The 16,034-nt window shown below is 56.9% G+C and carries 14 protein-coding genes and 1 pseudogene; 6 read left to right on the forward strand and 9 right to left on the reverse strand.

The genetic code is table 11. From position 1 onward, the window contains the following. Positions 1-149: 149 nt before the first annotated feature. The 4 genes and pseudogenes from PMI38_RS01715 to PMI38_RS27745 form a co-directional block, all read right to left on the reverse strand. Positions 150-2,399, reverse strand: a complete 2,250-nt coding sequence (locus PMI38_RS01715; RefSeq protein WP_008089850.1) for a capsular polysaccharide export protein, LipB/KpsS family — start codon at positions 2,397-2,399, stop codon at positions 150-152. Beyond that, the gene (locus tag PMI38_RS01720) at positions 2,399-3,532 is read right to left on the reverse strand and encodes a CDP-glycerol--glycerophosphate glycerophosphotransferase (protein ID WP_008089851.1); all 1,134 of its coding nucleotides are present in this window, start codon (positions 3,530-3,532) and stop codon (positions 2,399-2,401) included. The genes PMI38_RS01715 and PMI38_RS01720 overlap by 1 nt, the downstream gene beginning before the upstream one ends. Beyond that, on the reverse strand, positions 3,525-4,043 hold the full coding sequence (locus tag PMI38_RS01725) for a pantoate--beta-alanine ligase (protein WP_238540151.1): 519 nt from the start codon (positions 4,041-4,043) through the stop codon (positions 3,525-3,527). The genes PMI38_RS01720 and PMI38_RS01725 overlap by 8 nt, the downstream gene beginning before the upstream one ends. A gap of 441 nt (positions 4,044-4,484) precedes the next feature. Beyond that, positions 4,485-4,700, reverse strand: a pseudogene (locus tag PMI38_RS27745) (CatB-related O-acetyltransferase); the annotation flags it as partial. Between the two features lie 853 nt (positions 4,701-5,553). On the opposite strand from PMI38_RS27745, the gene PMI38_RS01735 reads away from it, so the two are divergent. Then, on the forward strand, positions 5,554-6,636 hold the full coding sequence (locus tag PMI38_RS01735; protein WP_008089854.1) for a right-handed parallel beta-helix repeat-containing protein: 1,083 nt from the start codon (positions 5,554-5,556) through the stop codon (positions 6,634-6,636). 103 nt (positions 6,637-6,739) lie between these two features. Continuing rightward, on the forward strand, positions 6,740-7,876 hold the full coding sequence (locus tag PMI38_RS01740) for an alpha/beta hydrolase (RefSeq protein ID WP_008089855.1): 1,137 nt from the start codon (positions 6,740-6,742) through the stop codon (positions 7,874-7,876). A 64-nt stretch (positions 7,877-7,940) separates the two neighbouring features. On the opposite strand, the gene PMI38_RS01745 is transcribed toward PMI38_RS01740, so the two are convergent. From PMI38_RS01745 to PMI38_RS01760, 4 genes are read right to left on the reverse strand one after another with little or no spacing between them, the layout of a single operon-like run. Further along, on the reverse strand, positions 7,941-9,026 hold the full coding sequence (locus PMI38_RS01745) for a polysaccharide biosynthesis/export family protein (protein WP_008089858.1): 1,086 nt from the start codon (positions 9,024-9,026) through the stop codon (positions 7,941-7,943). Further along, complete coding sequence (locus PMI38_RS01750) at positions 9,019-10,125, reverse strand: ABC transporter permease (protein ID WP_008089860.1); 1,107 nt, start codon at positions 10,123-10,125, stop codon at positions 9,019-9,021. The genes PMI38_RS01745 and PMI38_RS01750 overlap by 8 nt, the downstream gene beginning before the upstream one ends. A 54-nt stretch (positions 10,126-10,179) precedes the next feature. After that, positions 10,180-10,833 (reverse strand): ABC transporter ATP-binding protein, encoded by a 654-nt coding sequence (locus PMI38_RS01755; RefSeq protein WP_008089862.1) that lies wholly within the window; start codon positions 10,831-10,833, stop codon positions 10,180-10,182. A gap of 13 nt (positions 10,834-10,846) precedes the next feature. Then, positions 10,847-11,638 (reverse strand): ABC transporter permease, encoded by a 792-nt coding sequence (locus PMI38_RS01760; protein ID WP_238540152.1) that lies wholly within the window; start codon positions 11,636-11,638, stop codon positions 10,847-10,849. 588 nt (positions 11,639-12,226) lie between these two features. On the opposite strand from PMI38_RS01760, the gene rfbB reads away from it, so the two are divergent. From rfbB to PMI38_RS01775, 3 genes are all read left to right on the forward strand, one after another. Further along, positions 12,227-13,309: a dTDP-glucose 4,6-dehydratase gene (rfbB, locus tag PMI38_RS01765; RefSeq protein ID WP_008089865.1), complete on the forward strand. Its 1,083-nt coding sequence runs from the start codon at positions 12,227-12,229 to the stop codon at positions 13,307-13,309. Then, on the forward strand, positions 13,306-14,205 hold the full coding sequence (gene rfbA / locus PMI38_RS01770; protein WP_008089867.1) for a glucose-1-phosphate thymidylyltransferase RfbA: 900 nt from the start codon (positions 13,306-13,308) through the stop codon (positions 14,203-14,205). The genes rfbB and rfbA overlap by 4 nt, the downstream gene beginning before the upstream one ends. A 170-nt stretch (positions 14,206-14,375) precedes the next feature. Further along, on the forward strand, positions 14,376-14,708 hold the full coding sequence (locus PMI38_RS01775) for a ComEA family DNA-binding protein (RefSeq protein ID WP_008089869.1): 333 nt from the start codon (positions 14,376-14,378) through the stop codon (positions 14,706-14,708). 180 nt (positions 14,709-14,888) lie between these two features. On the opposite strand, the gene PMI38_RS26260 is transcribed toward PMI38_RS01775, so the two are convergent. Beyond that, positions 14,889-15,056, reverse strand: a complete 168-nt coding sequence (locus tag PMI38_RS26260; protein ID WP_008089871.1) for a DUF2897 family protein — start codon at positions 15,054-15,056, stop codon at positions 14,889-14,891. Between the two features lie 182 nt (positions 15,057-15,238). Here PMI38_RS26260 and pyrF point away from each other — a divergent pair, with 182 nt between their 5' ends. After that, the gene (gene pyrF / locus PMI38_RS01780; RefSeq protein WP_008089873.1) at positions 15,239-15,940 is read left to right on the forward strand and encodes an orotidine-5'-phosphate decarboxylase; all 702 of its coding nucleotides are present in this window, start codon (positions 15,239-15,241) and stop codon (positions 15,938-15,940) included. Positions 15,941-16,034 lie beyond the last annotated feature (94 nt).

Below are 16,034 nucleotides of genomic sequence, written 5' to 3' on the forward strand. Positions count from 1 at the left end.
GAAAGGTGCGTTGTTGGAGCATTCGATGCTGGGGGTGATCTTGATCATGGTCGTAACGGTCTTCGTGTCCATTTTAATCAGTGAGCCGTCGTGGCGAATTCGTACGACGTAGTCAAGGCTGCCGGTCAGGCAGCCCAATCGACTGGTGGCTACATGAGCCAGCTTCTCAGTCTTTCGTGAATGGCCTTGGCGTCATTGCTGGCCATGGAGTAGCCATTCACGTAGTAGTGCAAAAGCTGGCGGGTGCGCGCGTGGTCGAAGCTGAAATCATTGTTCAGGATCGTTTTCAGTTCATCGATGGATTTCGGTTGAGCCGAAGTTGCGTAGGCGTAGTCACAATCGCCGGTCACGATAACCGGGCGGCTGTGCAAAAGCGCTTCAAGGCCAACGCCCGAGTTAACGGTAAATACAGCTTTGGCTCCCGAGATCAGGTCGTGTACCGATGCATCGGAAATTTCAATAGCCTCTGCTTTCAACAGTGTGTCGAGCGTCTTTTGCACGGTCATGCTATTGCAATAGGGGTGGCGCTTGACTCGAACTTTGGTGGTGCTCCCCAGATAGTGCTCAGCTACGGTTTTTACAAGCTCGGCGCCGGTGACATAGGCCAGGGCAGCAACCGTATCTGTCGGGATCTGCAGCGCGACGAAGACGTAGTCATCATCGTAAGACACACGATCGACGGTTTGTGAGTACTTTGAAATGTTGTTCTGTACGTAAGTCTGGTGCAGCGACTTCTCGTTTTCCGCAAGCATGGCTTCGCTGATGTGAGCGCTCGCTTCTTCGATCGGCGTGTGCACGGTAGCGAGTGAGGCGTATCCGGCGAAGCCCTGGTGGTCCATGCTGCAGCGGCCTGCCAACGGCACCTCTTGAATATGCAAGTGGTTGGTGTTGTAAGGCGCATTGGTGTGATAACTCACAACGCGAGCGTTGGGGGTTCTGGGGTCGCAGTTCCGCCAGTTCCATTGATGGCGTGGAACCAGGGTCAGGTCTGTGCGACTCATCAAGTAGTCATACACGTTGCCCAGGAACTCTCGAACGGTCGCGTAGCTGGGCTTTTCTTCGTTGGGAGCTGCGAAGAAAACGGTAGGAATGAACACTTCAACCGTTTTCAGCGGGTTTATCGTGTTGGGGTCAATGTCGACGATTGAACCATTCTTCAAGCCGTAAAGATGCGGAGATATCTCATTGGTGGTCGCCATTTCCACCAGAGGACGAATTCTGTCGATCTGCGCGGCCACGGTGTTGAGCCAAGCGAGATTCTCCGAGCTTACAGGCTGCTTTCCGCCTCTGTTGCGCTTGACGATGTCATACGCTTCGTTGATCCAGCGGCATTTGACGGCGACTTTTATCTGGTCGTCAGGGTTGATGCCTTTGCGCCCCTTTTCTGCCGAGAGCAACTCCCGAGCATTGGCCCTTGCCGCTTGGGTCTCGTTCGTCAGTTCCGGGAAAAACGGGGTTGCACGGTTGATCATCGGCATGAATTTCATCAAGGCTTCTTGAGGGAATTGCAGGATGCTCAACAGGGTTTCGCGTGCGTGCTCAAAGAGGGCATTATCAATTTCGAAAGAAAGCCGCTTGACCGACCCGTAGGACGGATAAAGTGCTTGGCTTGCACACAAGTACGAATAGGCCCGGGCAATTTGGGCATCGTCGCGCAGCATGTCGCTGATACGCATCAACAACTTGCGTTCTGCCGGGTGCTCAACTTGCGCCGCAATGAGTGCATCAAAGGCGGCCAGTTGGTTGCGGGAGGATTGATACGCTTTGGCCAGCATCAATTGATAATTGAGGCTGCAGGAAATACTGTCCGGGAAGGATGTAATCGCTTGGATCAACTTGTCATGTTGATTCAGTTGGTGGTACGTGCGCGCAAGAATGTTGAAATTCGTAGGGTTGGACGGGTCTGCCTTGATGGCGTACTCGGCTTGTTCAGCGATGATGCCGAGCCATGAAGCGTCATTTCCCGCCATGAGCAACGACTGCTCGAGGTCGTTGCTGGATACCAGTGCCTGAGGTTTCTTGACGGCTTTCTTGGCTTTGACGGCCGGTTTCGAGCTTGTCTGGTACGAGCGCAAGGCGTCCGACACGGGGCCGCAGTTCGGGGCGGTGCTCAGCACTTCAACCGCTTCGGCGGTGTTACCGCGCGCTGCGAGGATTTTGGCTTTTTCAAGATAGCCAAAAGTGTTTGCGGGGAATTTCTCGATCGCATAGGTCGTGAACCGCAACGCCGTCTCGTGATCATCGCGCGCGTGGGCGGCGCTCACCGCTTGTCTTAATTGACTTAGCGACACGTTGAGTTGAAGCAACTTGTCGGTGCACGCCAGGCTTGCCCGGTGCGCGCCTATCTTTGAAAGCAGGAATATGGCTTTGACAATCAAGTGCCGCTGAATGGATGACATTATTTAGCTACGCTCTGCTTTTTCTTGGCAATGGCCAGTTGTCGCTTCGTCGTGTAAAATTCTTTCAGCTCTTTGCGCAGGTAGAGCTGGGGTTGACTCGGGGTGAATGCCCCTTTCCAGAGTTTGACCAACGCATCATGAGCCAGGCTTAGCGAATCTTGTGTGTCGGTAAACAATTCGCTACGCAAAGGTTCGTAGGCACTGATGTACTTTTCTGGATGCTTGTCGAGTTCCGCTATGCCGGCAGCCAGCAAGTCTGGGCCTTGAATGCGAAGTCCAAGTTCGGCGCGGCGAGAGTACTCGAGGCTGAATTCATCAATTTTCTTTCCGCCCATTTGATCGTCGAGATCAACTTCCAAAAGGGCGATCGGTTTTTTGCAATACATGGCGTCGAAGATCGCGCCGCTGTAATCGGAAATCACAAAGTCAGCAAGCGCAATGAGTTCGAGCAGGTCGTCATTCGCGCCAAAGTTGTGAATGGCTCCGGAAACCATTTTGTCTTTCCGGTCGCTTTCAAGCAGCTGGGTGTTGTGGTGCATCTTGGTGATAACGTTGTAGTTTTCGGCCAAGTTGTAAATAGCACCCATGTATTGATCAACGCTGGAGAGATCGCCCCAGGTGGGGAGGTACAAGACCGTTTTTTTATCCAGGTTGAGTTTGTCTGCGTGCTTGCTTTTGGCGTTGCTGTGGAAAGCTTCGCTGTGCCAGTCATCATAACGTGGATTGCCCACGGCGACCGCAGGGCTGAAGTATTCGATGCGCTGGGCGGCGTAGGGGCCATACGTCAGGCAGACATCTGCGAACGCACGCCAAGGCCCATAGTTGTGCGGCTCCTTGGCGTACCCGTATTGAATCATGGCAATCTTCGACTTCTCGAAGGTTTCGATTCGGGAAAACGGCGTCTGGCAGACAATGATGTCAAATACCCCGTCGAGGGTTGGCATCTTGGCCCGGTCCCACACCATGATGGGTGTGTCAGCGTTCTTCAGGACTTCCTCGCTGAATTCGTCGATGAAATCCTTGCGCTTTTCAATAACAAAGCAAGCACCCGGAAAGGTACTGGCCAGCTTCTGGATGTGAAGAAACTGAAAAGGGTTCCAACCGACGAAGCCGATGCGGGGAAGTTTATCCATATTTTTTGATCTCGGCGATCAATTGAGTGGTGGAAATGCCTTCGGTACGGGGAAGGTAGAGGACTTCGCAAAGGGATTTGAACTCGTCAAAACGCCCCTCCCAGTCGTTACCCATGACCAGTGCGTCTGCGCCGAACTCTTTGATGTATTCGCCTTTCAGTTCGAGAGACTCTTCAATGAAGACCTCATCGACGCATCCCAGCGCGGCAACGATGTCGCGGCGCTCCTGCTCGGGGTATACAGGGTTACGCTGCTTTTTTGAAAAGTTGAGGGCGTCGGAAGAAATACCCACCACCAGCCTGTCACCTTGTTCGCGAGCGCGCTGCAGAATTCGTACATGACCAATGTGCAGTACGTCGAATGTCCCAAAGGTGATTACCGTTCTCATAACTGTCCCTATAGTCATTTGTTCTGCTGCAATGAGAGGTAGGGCCAGGTTTGCGGTTTGCACGCGCCAGCCGATAGGAGCCACTACCCAGTCATTACAGATGTCGAGCCAACTTATATTCAAGACCCCTCGGGGCTGCCCGAGGGGTCGATACAATCAAACGCTGCCGAACTTGAAGGTAAAACGATTCTTCGAAATTTTACCTTTGAATGGTGCGTCGCCGTCCATGAAGGTCAGGCGATACCATCCGCGCTTGGCGTCGAATGTCGCGCTACTAATTTGGTAGACACCGGGTGCGACTACAGGGGATGTTGTGTCCTGGCCCTGAGTGTGAGTGATCACTTCAATGGTCGAGAAGCGATCCAGTGCATTCATATCTGAATAGGCGGTGGGGGTTGTGAACCAGACGATACCCGAGCTGGTGCCACTTGCGGCATTGCTGAGAATGCCGGCGAGCGCGTTCCGGTTTTGCAGCCCCATCTGCAGTTTGACGGAGCTGATTTTGTCCAGGGCGTCGGAAACATTCTGGAAGTCTACGCCGACCATGTCCTTGGGTTCGAGCTCCCACCACTTGCTGCTCAGGAGCCTGTCGATAGTTCCTTCGTCAAAGCGATAGCGAATGATCTTTGCCGGTACGCCAGCAACGATCGCATACGGAGGAACATCCTTGGTAACGACAGCGCCACCCGCAATGACTGCACCGGTCCCGACCGTGACGCCCTGACAGATCATCGCGCCTGCGCCAATCCACACGTCATGTCCAATCACTGCAGGACTAGCGCTTGGGCCTTTTACCCGAGCGTGGTCTTGGTAGCCCGGGTGGTCTGCGAAGTGATTGGTGTTGTACTGGAAAGGGTGGCAACTCAGGTAATCAGTCGGATGGTTGATCGGGCTGATTTCAGCGTTTCGCGCGATAGAGCAATAGTTTCCGATGACTGCCCCACGCCCCACATAGCCGTCGCGACCAATATAGGTGTATTTGCCAATCTGAGCCTTGGCATTCACGGTGACTGCACCGTACAACCTTACTGGCGGAAAAAGAGTGGCCTCGCTAGAGACGCTAGCGAGTTTTGAAATGAACTTACCTTCCATGATTTCGTTCCAGGGGGTATGGGCGTCGGAGCTCAGGCAGCATTAGCGGGTAGTGCGGGGTGAGCGGATTTTAAGTCCGAAATTTTAGTGGATCCAATTTCGCTGTGTCAAGGGTAAGTTGTCATTTATTTGTAATGGGTAGTTCGCTCGGGTGAACTAATAAAGTGGCGGTGATGGCGTTATGGGTCCTCGCACGATCGTCATGTTTTCGCGGATGATCGTGAATTTTAAGCATATTTTTTGCCATTTATTATCTTTTAATTTTTATTGCTTTGATTTGATGGCTATACGCCACGATATGGGCGGCCTAGTGTAGAATGGCTTTGTCAGAATGTTGACGAAAAATAATTGACATATTTGGTGTTGCTAAATGTGTTCGTAATGAAATGGCCGTAAAAGTTGATCCGTGTAGGGCGCCGGGTGTGTGAGATTTTTCTTAGGGGCGGGCAGGGCTTAGGTGGGTTGGCGTGCTTTTGGTTGGCGTGGGGTAGGGGTGCTGCTAGTTTTGTTGCTGAAAAGTCTTTCAGGAAGTGAGATTTAAATGATTTCAATGCGTCGCGCTGTAGCTGGTTTCGTGGTGTGGTCTGCGCTGTCGTCAGGTGTATTTGCCGGTGAAGTTGTGGGTGGGGGTTGTGATCTCCCTGCTCGAGTAGGTGGTGAGATCAGGCTGCAGGCGGGTTGCAGGTATAACGCTACTGTCGTGATTTCAAAGAGTGATACGACGCTCGATTGTGCGGGGGCGACGCTCGACGGTCAGGGGGTTCGTAACGTCGGGATCCAGATCACTGGGCGTGGCAAGAAGATTAAAAATATCAATGTAAAAAATTGCCGGGTTGAGAATTTCACAAACAGGGGTGTGAACGTCACGTCCGGCGTGGCGAAGAGCGCGCTGTCAAAAGAAGTTCGGGAAAACTATAGGCTCGCCCCAGAAAATGTTGTACTTGAGAATATTCAGGTTCTGGCAGCGGGGCGCGGCGGCGTCTATTTTGATAGCTATGTTTTCAATTCAACGCTGAAAGATTCGCTGGTGCAAGGTGCAGGGAAAGTGGGGGTGTATCTGGAGCAGGGTACGCGTGGTATCAGTATTTTGAACAATACGATAAAAGAAAACGGTGCGTCGACGCGTCGCGAGGGGTTGGCCATTGACTCATCGGCTCACAATGTTATCGAAGGTAACGTTTTTGAGGGAAATGCAGGGGGCGGTATATTTCTTTACAAAAATTGCGGTGAGAATTTCAAGTCTGGAAAGTCGGTACTGCGTTGGCAGTCCAGTGATTTCAACAGGATTGTGAATAACGAGTTTCGTACACAGCCGGTCGGTGTGTGGATTGCATCGCGCCAGAGTCGGGATTTGAGTAAGTGGGGGTGTGGTGATCCGGCGCTGGATAAGCAGGGCAGGTTCTATGCAGACTCTGCAAATAACAATTTAGTAGAATCGAATCGGTTCTGCGGGGTGGGTGTTCCTGTCAGGGTCGAGGGTGACAATAATTACGTGGGGCACAACAAAATTGACGTAGAATCTGCTTCGCAGGTCGTTGAGCCATTCAGGGATGCGCCCAAGCCTGATGGTCGAAAGTCGGTGGGTAACCGGTTCGTGTCCAATACCTCGTACGTATGTAAGTAAGCCGCCTGGGGCGTTGGAAGAAGAGGGGGCTGTGTGATATTGCATTTGGCCCTGTTATCGCCTAGGTTACAATTGATTAAAATTAATAATAGGTTTTGGTGTTATGTTTGACGCGTCGTCCCTTGAGGGGAAACATTTTAAAATCGTAGAGCGTGCGGGTTCCAAGCGGCTCATGGTTTTTTTGGCGGGCACTGACAAGACTGATGGTAAATTTGACTTTTGGCATGTCGGTAATGCGCAGGCCAGTCATTTGCTGTTTCTGAACAATGGCCGAAATGAATGGTACCAACAGGGCATTCCGGACTTTGGTGGCAGCCATGCCGGAACCGTTCAGCGCCTCAAGGAATTGATCGACTACCTCCAGGTTGAAGAAGTGTTCTTCATTGGTGTCAGCATGGGGGGGTATGGTGCGGTTTTGTACGGTGCGGAGTTGGGCGCTAATGTGCTTGCTTTTGGCTACGATACGAAACTCAAGATTGAAGGTAGCCGTAGTCAGAAGCGGATGCCGAAAGATATCCCGGTCGTCTATCCAGATTTGCGCCCGCTGATCGAATCTTCCTCGGTCAAGGTTTTGCAGATTGCGGGCGAGTGCGATGCCCTTGATCTGATGGCTGCCTCCCATGTCCGAGATCTGCCCAATGTTGAAACGATCACCTTGACGGGGGTGGGCCATGGCGGAGCTCCGTTCATCAAGGAGCATTACGGCTTGACCGAGTTTGTCCAGGTGTGGGCAGAGGGCGGGAAGCTTCCGGAGATCGCTGAGGTGGGTGACTCGGTTGGCAAACCTGCGTTGATCAATGCTATTTACAGTACGTTTTTAGCATTCAAGGACAAACAGTGGGAAAAGGTTGAGGTCGAAGCGGGGAAGGCGCTGGAGCTGGACGTTCGACATGAGTACTCAAATTACATGATGGGTGTCAGCCTGCTGGAAAGGAAGCTAGTGCCAAGGGCTCTGACGTCATTGCTTATTTCGGTGGGGTCGGCACCTCATTATCACGGTGCGCGCTATCGCCTTGGGCGGGCGTTAATGCTAAGTAAGCGACACACTTGTGCCAAAGTGCATTTTCTGGCGTATTTGAAGAGCAACCCTACTGCGCATATTGTTCTGATGATGCTGTCAGACGTTTATGTAGTTGAGGGTAAGCTTGAGCTGGCGGAAAAATACCTGCTTGCCGCATTGGAACATGGTGCTGACAGGGAGAAGATTGATGTACGCCTGAAAAGGTTTGCTGCTGTTTGAATGCGCTTGGTGACGATGTCTGATCGCCCTGCATGCCGCTGCATGCAGGGCGAATCTATTTTGGCTATTGTGAAACGACTTTCCCTACGAGCATGGTCTGGACGATTGGGCTGATGATCTTTTGCCATTCGTGAACTGCAGCGTTGGTCACGAAGATCGTGTCATCAGGTTTCATGGCTATTTGGCGCGCATAGAAGATAGATGCAGGATCGCGCATGTTCAGGCGCAGCACTACCGGTTTTGATTTCGCATCGGCGGGGCCACGGAAAACGAATACGCCTTCGGGGTTGGCGCTGCCTTCTTTGAGTCCGCCTACACTGCTCAGGGCGTCCAAGAGGCTGGTTTGCTGGGATGGCATATCTTTCAAGCCAGGCTCGGAAACTGCCCCCATCGCTACGAATCGCTGGCGCGCACGGTCCAGGACCACTTCAGAGTTCGGGCGGAGCACCATATTGTTCCCCGCCAGAATGTCTTCGTAGTTGAACTGCTGAACCTGGCTACCGGTACGCACGGTTACGTTGACCAAGTGCGGTTCCAGTACTGGCCCTCCAGCCTGGTTGACCGCATCCAGCAGGGTCAGTGGCCCTTGCAGGGTGCTGAAGCGCCCCGGGGTCTTCACCGCACCGGCAACCAGTACCGAGCCCGACAGGTCGCCGACCAGTTCAACGTGGGTCTGCACGTCGGTGGTAATGCCTTTCAGCTGACGGCGGATCATGTTTTCGACCTGATTGAGGGTCATGCCCGCGACGAACTGACGGCCAACGTATGGCAGCGACAGCATGCCCTGCGAGTCGATACGCGACTTCAGCTGAGTGCCGCCAGTGGCCAGTGGTGCAAACAGGGCAGAGCCTTCCGGCGCGGTATCGGCGATCAGCACGTTGAGCACGTCACCGGCTGCCAGGCGCACTTCCGCTGATACCGGCTTGGTCACGGTGGCCAAGACAGGGCGGGTGGCTCCGAACATGTACGGGGCAATGGTGCTGGCATTGATATCGACGAGGTTGTAGGCCTCGGTCTTGCTTTCGATCTCACCCTTGTATGGGCCGGCGCCGGACAGGGTGCCCCCGCAGCCCGCCAGGCCCAAGGTCGCCAGGGCCAGAGCTGCCAGTTTCAGATTGACGCGTTTGGAGACAGCCAGGGATTTAATCACGGTGATCCTCGATCGAAGCCAGAATGAAGCGGGTAATGCCGTACAGCATCAGCAGGCCCAGCAGGATGGTCGCCAGGTTGTACCAACGCTCTGGGTACAGGGCGAGTTGCGGGGTGTTGGGGCTTACCACGGTGACCAGGGTGCGGATCTTCTTGCTCGCTTCGATGCGGGCATTGTCCAGCGCGGCGACGGCAGTCTTGTAGGTTTCTTCGGCAATGCCGGCGTCCAGGGTCAGCTGCTGGAAGCGCGAGGCGACCACGTTCAGCTGCGAGCCTTGCGGCGACGACACCAGCAGGCGCTTTTCCTTGGCCAGCTGTTGGGTGATGGCTTGTACCTTCTGCTTTTGCTGGCGCACTTGCGGGGCGTCGGCGCGCAGTTTGAAGGTCATCTCGGTGAGCGCGGCCTGCTCTTTGGTGTACTGGCCTTCGAGGTCGGCGATGATGGTCGCGCGGCTCTGCGCGGTGTTGCCGCCGTCCAGTACCTTGTTGTCATTCTGGAAGGTGAGCAGCTGGGTCTTGCGCTTGGCGTAGTTCTGGCGCGCGTTTTCCAGCTCGCCCTGGGCGAACTTCATCTGCTCGCGGGCGATGTTGTGGCTCACTTCGTTGACGAAGTGTTCGCTGGCCTTGAGGATCTCGCGCAGCATCTGTTCGGACAGTTCCGGAGTGAACGCCTGAACTTCCACACGCAGCAGCCCGGTGGTTTCGTCGTAGTGAGCCGAGACCATGCGCTGGTAGTACTTCAGCAGGTCTTCGCGCGGGGCGTCCTTGTCGAGCCAGAAGAACACGTCGCTGCGCTGGGCGGCGTACTGCTCGATCCAGTGCAGCTTGTTTTCCAGCAGCAGCATCATGTCCATCGAGGTGATGTATTCGCGCAGGTACAGGGTTTCTTCGCGCGAAGCCGGGTTGGCGCCGGTCAGCAGGGTGGCCAGGCCAGGCACCTGGGCGCCCTGGTTGTTGCCGTCCTGGCGCACCACCACCTGGGCGGAGCTGACGAAACGGTCGACGGCGAACACACCGTAGTACACGGCCGCCAGGACCATTGGCAGAACCACCATGGCCAACGCCAGGCGCCAGCCTTTCTTGTTACCCGTACTGCTCATAGTTGGATGCATCCTTGATGTGGAACGGTGCTGCTTAATTGGAAGAAAGGTTGATCAGCTGTTGTAGGCCTTGATGCCTTCGGCGACGTCTTCGTACACCTGGATGCCGCCATTGCGTACCAGCAGCACGATGTCGCAGAGCTTTTCGATTTCCGACATGGAGTGGGAAACCAGCACCACGTTGGATTTCTGCATCTTTTCCTGGAAGACGTCGGCGCACTTGCGCTTGAACTGGGCGTCGCCCACCGACATCACTTCGTCGATCAGGTAGTAGTCGAAGTCGAAGGCCATGCTCAGGCCGAACGCCACGCGTGAGCGCATGCCGGAGGAATAGGTCTTGATCGGCTCGTCGATCCAGTCGCCGATCTCGGCGAACTCCTGCACGTAGCGGATCTTTTCCCGCATCGCCTCGCCGGTGGCGCCGTAGATGCGGCAGACGAACTTGATGTTGTCGCGGCCGCTCATGCTGCCCTGGAAGCCGCCGGTCAAACCGACCGGCCAGGAGATGCTGCGGTCGGTGGCGATGGTGCCGGAGTCGGGCACGTCGGCACCGCCGAGCAGGCGCATCAGGGTCGTCTTGCCGGCGCCGTTGCGGCCGATCAGGCCGATGTTCTTGCCGGGCGGAATGGCCAGCGACAGGTTGCGAAAGACGTACCGACGGCCGTTGGGCGTGAGATACGACTTGGTAACGTTTCTGAGCTCGAACACGGGTGGCCTGTAGTTAACCGTTCTTGGTGGAAATCAGGTGCATCCTGCGGGCACGGTAGGCACCCAGCGACAGGAACAGCAGTACAAGGGTGACGGCGATCACGTAGGTTTCGGATACGCCATCGACCGGTGTGTAGTGCGGCAGCACCTCGGCGCGAATCAGTTCGACGATGTGCAGGAAGGGGTTGAGCAGCAGCACCGGCATCATGGCCGGGGGCAGGTAGGACGCAGGAATCAGCACGCCAGAGATGAAATACAGCGGGAAGAAAGCAATACGGATGACCATCTTCAGGCTGGGCATGGCGTGGGTGACCAGGGCCAGGAGCATGCCCAGGCCGAAGGCGAACAGCAGGCCGAGCAGGAGAGTGGCGACCCATTGCAGCGGGCTGTGGATCGACATGTCGAAGCCGAACCAGGCGAAGCCGAATACCAGGATGGCGTAGACCGTGACGGCGATGCAGGATTCGACGATGACCCGGGCGACGTAGGTGTCGAGGGGCTTGATCTGTTTGTAGCCGAACAGCGAGCGGTTAGCGCGCAGGCTTTCCATCAGGCGCAGGGCAGTGTTGCGGTAGAGCAGGAAGGGGGCCATGCCGACCAGGATGAACACGGGGTATTCCACCCCGGAGAGGGTACGGCCACGAAGCATGCTGAACAGAACGGAGAAGATCAGCAGGTGAACGATCGGTTCGAGCAGTAGCCACACGGCGCCCATGCGGCGGTCGCCAAGACGGGAACGGGCTTCACGCAAGATAAGGGCGAAAATGACCGACTTCTGGATCTGGAGCGAGGAACGAGGCTTCAAGATGTTTACCGCAAAGCAAAGCAGCGCACCTAGGCGCGCCGGATTCATCTTCAGGAAAGGCCCGAACCCGTGGCGCTTTGGCCAGGGTGTGTTCCGGAGACTTCCATGTTCTAAGGGTCGCGAGGTTAAGCGCGAGAAGGCATAAGCGTCAAGGCGATACCACGTTTTGATGACAAAGTTCCTACCGGTTGTTCGGTGAATTTCGCCGTTGATCGCGTTTCATGTTGGATCCAAAAGGTGAGTTTCGTGGCAAGTTGCCGTATGTCGGGTTTGTTGCGCCGGGATGCAATGGGCGCTTGTGCACTGCGATGGCGGTGATCGACTCAAAACCGATCAGGCCAGTGCCGCCATCCCTGTGGGAGCCGGCTTGCCGGCGATGAGGCCAGTGCAGGCAGAATTCATCTCAGGCACTATCGCCGGCAAGCAGGCTCCCACAGGGTAATCACTGACTGCAAAGCTTGTGATGTACCTGCGCGAGCAGACACAGACCATCTAACGACAAACCCCTCCCGGCCGATAACGCTTTCAGCGATCCCGTTTACACTTACGGCATCTTCCTACCGACCCGCATGAGATCGACCTGAACCCATGACTATCCTGGTTACCGGCGGCGCCGGCTTCATCGGTGCGAACTTCGTACTGGATTGGGTAAGCCAATCGGGCGAAACCCTGATCAACCTCGACAAGCTGACCTACGCTGGCAACCTGCAAAGCCTGGCCAGCCTGCAAGGCAACCCGCAGCATGTGTTCGTGCACGGCGATATCGGCGACGGGCCGCTGCTGCAGCGGCTGCTGGCCGAACATCAGCCGCGCGCGGTGCTCAACTTTGCCGCCGAGTCGCATGTCGACCGCTCCATCCACGGCCCGCAGGCGTTCGTCGAAACCAATGTGGTCGGCACTTTCCAGTTGCTCGAAGCGGTGCGTGGTTACTGGCAAGGCCTTGACCCCGCGGCGCGCGAGGCGTTCCGGTTTCTGCATGTGTCCACCGATGAGGTCTACGGCTCGCTCAAGGCCGGTGAGCCGGCGTTCACCGAAACCCATCAGTACCAGCCCAACAGCCCCTACTCGGCCAGCAAGGCCGCCAGCGACCACCTGGTGCGCGCCTACCACCACACCTACGGCCTGCCCGTGTTGACCACCAACTGCTCGAACAACTACGGGCCACTGCACTTCCCGGAAAAACTGATTCCGCTGGTGATCGTCAACGCCCTGGCCGGCAAGTCGCTGCCGGTGTACGGCGATGGTCAGCAGATTCGCGACTGGCTGTACGTCAAGGACCACTGCAGTGCCATCCGCCGCGTGCTGGAAGCCGGCACGGTGGGCGAGGTGTACAACGTCGGTGGCTGGAACGAGAAGCCGAACCTGGAGATCGTCACGCGCGTCTGTGCCCTGCTCGACGAGCTGCGCCCACGGGCTGACGGCAAACCCTATGCGGCTCAGATCACCTACGTCGCCGACCGCCCCGGCCACGACCGCCGCTATGCCATCGATGCGCGCAAGCTCGAGCGCGAGCTGGGCTGGAAGCCGGCCGAAACCTTCGAAACCGGTATCCGCAAGACGGTGCAGTGGTATCTGGACAACGCTGCCTGGGTCGAGGGCGTGCAGTCGGGCAGTTATCGCGAATGGGTAGAAAAGAACTACAGCGCACGTTCAGGGAAGCACGACATATGAGCACACTCAAACAGCGTAAAGGCATCATTCTGGCCGGGGGCTCGGGCACCCGCCTGCACCCGGCGACACTGGCGATTTCCAAGCAGCTGCTGCCGGTGTACGACAAACCGATGATCTACTATCCGCTGACCACGCTGATGCTGGCGGGTATCCGCGATATCCTGATCATCTCCACCCCCCTGGACACGCCGCGCTTCGAGCAATTGCTGGGCGATGGCCACCAGTGGGGTATCAACATCACCTACGCGGTACAGCCATCGCCGGATGGCCTGGCCCAGGCGTTCATCATCGGTGAGCGCTTCATCGGCAACGACCTGTCGGCGCTGGTGCTGGGTGACAACATCTACTACGGCCACGATTTCCACAAGTTGCTCAACGGCGCCATGGCGCGTAGCGAAGGCGCGAGCGTGTTTGCATACCATGTGACCGACCCCGAACGCTATGGCGTGGTCGAGTTCGACGCCCATGGCCGGGCCATCAGCCTGGAAGAGAAGCCGCAGCAGCCGAAGTCCAACTATGCGGTGACCGGGTTGTACTTCTACGACCAGGACGTGATCGAGATGGCCAAGGGGCTGAAACCGTCGCCGCGCGGTGAGCTGGAAATCACCGACATCAACCGGCTCTATCTGGAGCGGGGGCACTTGTCGGTGGAGGTGATGGGCCGTGGCTACGCCTGGCTCGATACCGGCACCCATGATTCGCTCCTCGAAGCCAGCGGTTACATCGCCACCCTCGAGCGTCGGCAGGGCCTCAAGGTCGCTTGCCCTGAGGAAATGGCCTTCCGCCAGGGGTGGATCGATGCGGACCAGCTGCAAGCCCTGGCCGCGCCGATGCGCAAGAATGGCTATGGGCAGTACCTGCTGCGGTTGCTGCGCGACCCTGTCCTGCAGGGCTGAAGGCACTGTGCACGCCTGGCGTAGGATATTTATCCAGCAGGCGTGCAACATGTTGTGACGTCTGATTTGGTAACCATTGCCCACTGGGAACAGGTGCCTGTGAGCCGCTAGGTTGTAGGGGCAGCCAAGGAAACTGCTGCATGCAACTTCAACTCACAGGAGTGACCCTCATGCGCAATACCGTCCTCAATTACCTGCTGTTGCCATTGTTCGCGGGTTTGTCGTTTTCCCTCAGCGCCGCGCCTGGTGCTGCCGTTGTCCCGCTGGAACCGATACCGGTGGTGAGCCAAGCGCAAGCGCCGGTGCAGCGGTTGAACGTGAACACGGCCGATGCATTGACGATGCAGAAGGAGCTGAACGGGATCGGCAAAGCCAAGGCCGAGGCGATCGTGGCGTATCGGGAGGCCAACGGGCCGTTTGCCACGGTGGATGAACTGCTTGAAATCAAAGGGATCGGCAGCGCGCTGCTGGAGCGCAATCGGGATAGGGTGATGGTGGAATAAGGCTGGTTGGTTTTTGTGGGAGCCGGCTTGCCGGCGATGAGGCCGGGTCAGGCGAACACCGGCTTGGCCCCATCGCCGGCAAGCCGGCTCCCACAAGGGGGATTGTGCAGGCCTCGAGGGCAGCGCCCACTCTGTGGGAGCGGGCTTGCCCCGCGAAGAGGCCAGAGAATTCGACTTCAACTACCGGTCCTGCGCATCCTTGGCATCCGCCTCGGCATTGCGTTCACGCACCTTGCGCAGTTGTTCTTCGGTCAGCGGCAGTTTTTTCGCCGTATCTCGCAGCATCATCAACCCGCCGACGATCGAGCCGAGGGCTATGATGAGTATCAGCCAGGCATACCAGGGCATTGTCGTTCTCCTGTGGGCGTCGAGGGCTTCGCTTGTACAACGGTTGAGCGATTTCCTTGACCATTGGTTCAATTATAGGGGCCATGCCCAGCCGGGCCAATTCTGATGACCCACGGCCCCCAAAGCCTGCGTCACTTCGTTTACAATGCGCGCCGATTTCGACTTGCCAAGAGACCCTGAACATGTCCGCCTGCCAGACGCCCCTGATCGTCGCCCTGGATTTCCCCACCCGTGACGCCGCCCTGAAGCTGGCCGACCAGCTCGACCCAGCCCTGTGCCGGGTAAAAGTTGGCAAGGAGCTGTTCACCAGCAGCGCTTCGGGCATTGTCGAGACCCTGTGCGCGAAGGGCTTCGAGGTGTTCCTCGACCTCAAGTTCCACGACATCCCCAACACCACCGCCATGGCGGTCAAGGCAGCGGCCGAGATGGGCGTATGGATGGTGAACGTGCACTGTTCCGGTGGCCTGCGCATGATGTCGGCCTGCCGCGAGGTACTGGACAAGCGCAGCGGCCCGCAGCCACTGCTGATCGGTGTGACCGTGCTGACCAGCATGGAGCGTGAGGACCTGGCCGGTATCGGCCTGGATGTCGATCCGCAGGAGCAGGTGCTGCGCCTCGCGGCGCTGGCCGAGAAGGCGGGTATGGACGGGCTGGTGTGCTCGGCGCTGGAAGCGCCGGCACTGAAGGCGGCGCACCCATCGCTGCAGCTGGTGACGCCAGGTATTCGCCCGGCCGGTAGCGCGCAGGATGACCAGCGCCGCATCCTGACCCCTCGTCAGGCACTGGATGCCGGCTCCGATTACCTGGTAATCGGTCGCCCGATCAGCCAGGCGGCTGACCCGGCCCAGGCACTGGCGGCGGTGGTGGCGGAAATTCGCGGCTGACAGGCCGACAAAAGAAAAGGGGCTGCATGTGCAGCCCCTTTTTTTATTACGCGATGACCAGCGGTGGGAACGACTTGACCAGGTCGTCCAGCGC

This window comes from Pseudomonas sp. GM84, from assembly GCF_000282535.1.
Taxonomy (GTDB): Bacteria; Pseudomonadota; Gammaproteobacteria; order Pseudomonadales; family Pseudomonadaceae; genus Aquipseudomonas.

Bases quoted from the DNA above. Each gene is read 5' to 3' on its own strand.
- PMI38_RS01715 (WP_008089850.1), bottom strand. From the start codon at position 2,399: ATGTCATCCATTCAGCGGCACTTGATTGTCAAAGCCATATTCCTGCTT.
- PMI38_RS01720 (WP_008089851.1), bottom strand. From the start codon at position 3,532: ATGGATAAACTTCCCCGCATCGGCTTCGTCGGTTGGAACCCTTTTCAG.
- PMI38_RS01735 (WP_008089854.1), top strand. From the start codon at position 5,554: ATGATTTCAATGCGTCGCGCTGTAGCTGGTTTCGTGGTGTGGTCTGCG.
- PMI38_RS01740 (WP_008089855.1), top strand. From the start codon at position 6,740: ATGTTTGACGCGTCGTCCCTTGAGGGGAAACATTTTAAAATCGTAGAG.
- PMI38_RS01750 (WP_008089860.1), bottom strand. From the start codon at position 10,125: ATGAGCAGTACGGGTAACAAGAAAGGCTGGCGCCTGGCGTTGGCCATG.
- rfbB (WP_008089865.1), top strand. From the start codon at position 12,227: ATGACTATCCTGGTTACCGGCGGCGCCGGCTTCATCGGTGCGAACTTC.
- rfbA (WP_008089867.1), top strand. From the start codon at position 13,306: ATGAGCACACTCAAACAGCGTAAAGGCATCATTCTGGCCGGGGGCTCG.
- PMI38_RS01775 (WP_008089869.1), top strand. From the start codon at position 14,376: ATGCGCAATACCGTCCTCAATTACCTGCTGTTGCCATTGTTCGCGGGT.
- PMI38_RS26260 (WP_008089871.1), bottom strand. From the start codon at position 15,056: ATGCCCTGGTATGCCTGGCTGATACTCATCATAGCCCTCGGCTCGATC.
- pyrF (WP_008089873.1), top strand. From the start codon at position 15,239: ATGTCCGCCTGCCAGACGCCCCTGATCGTCGCCCTGGATTTCCCCACC.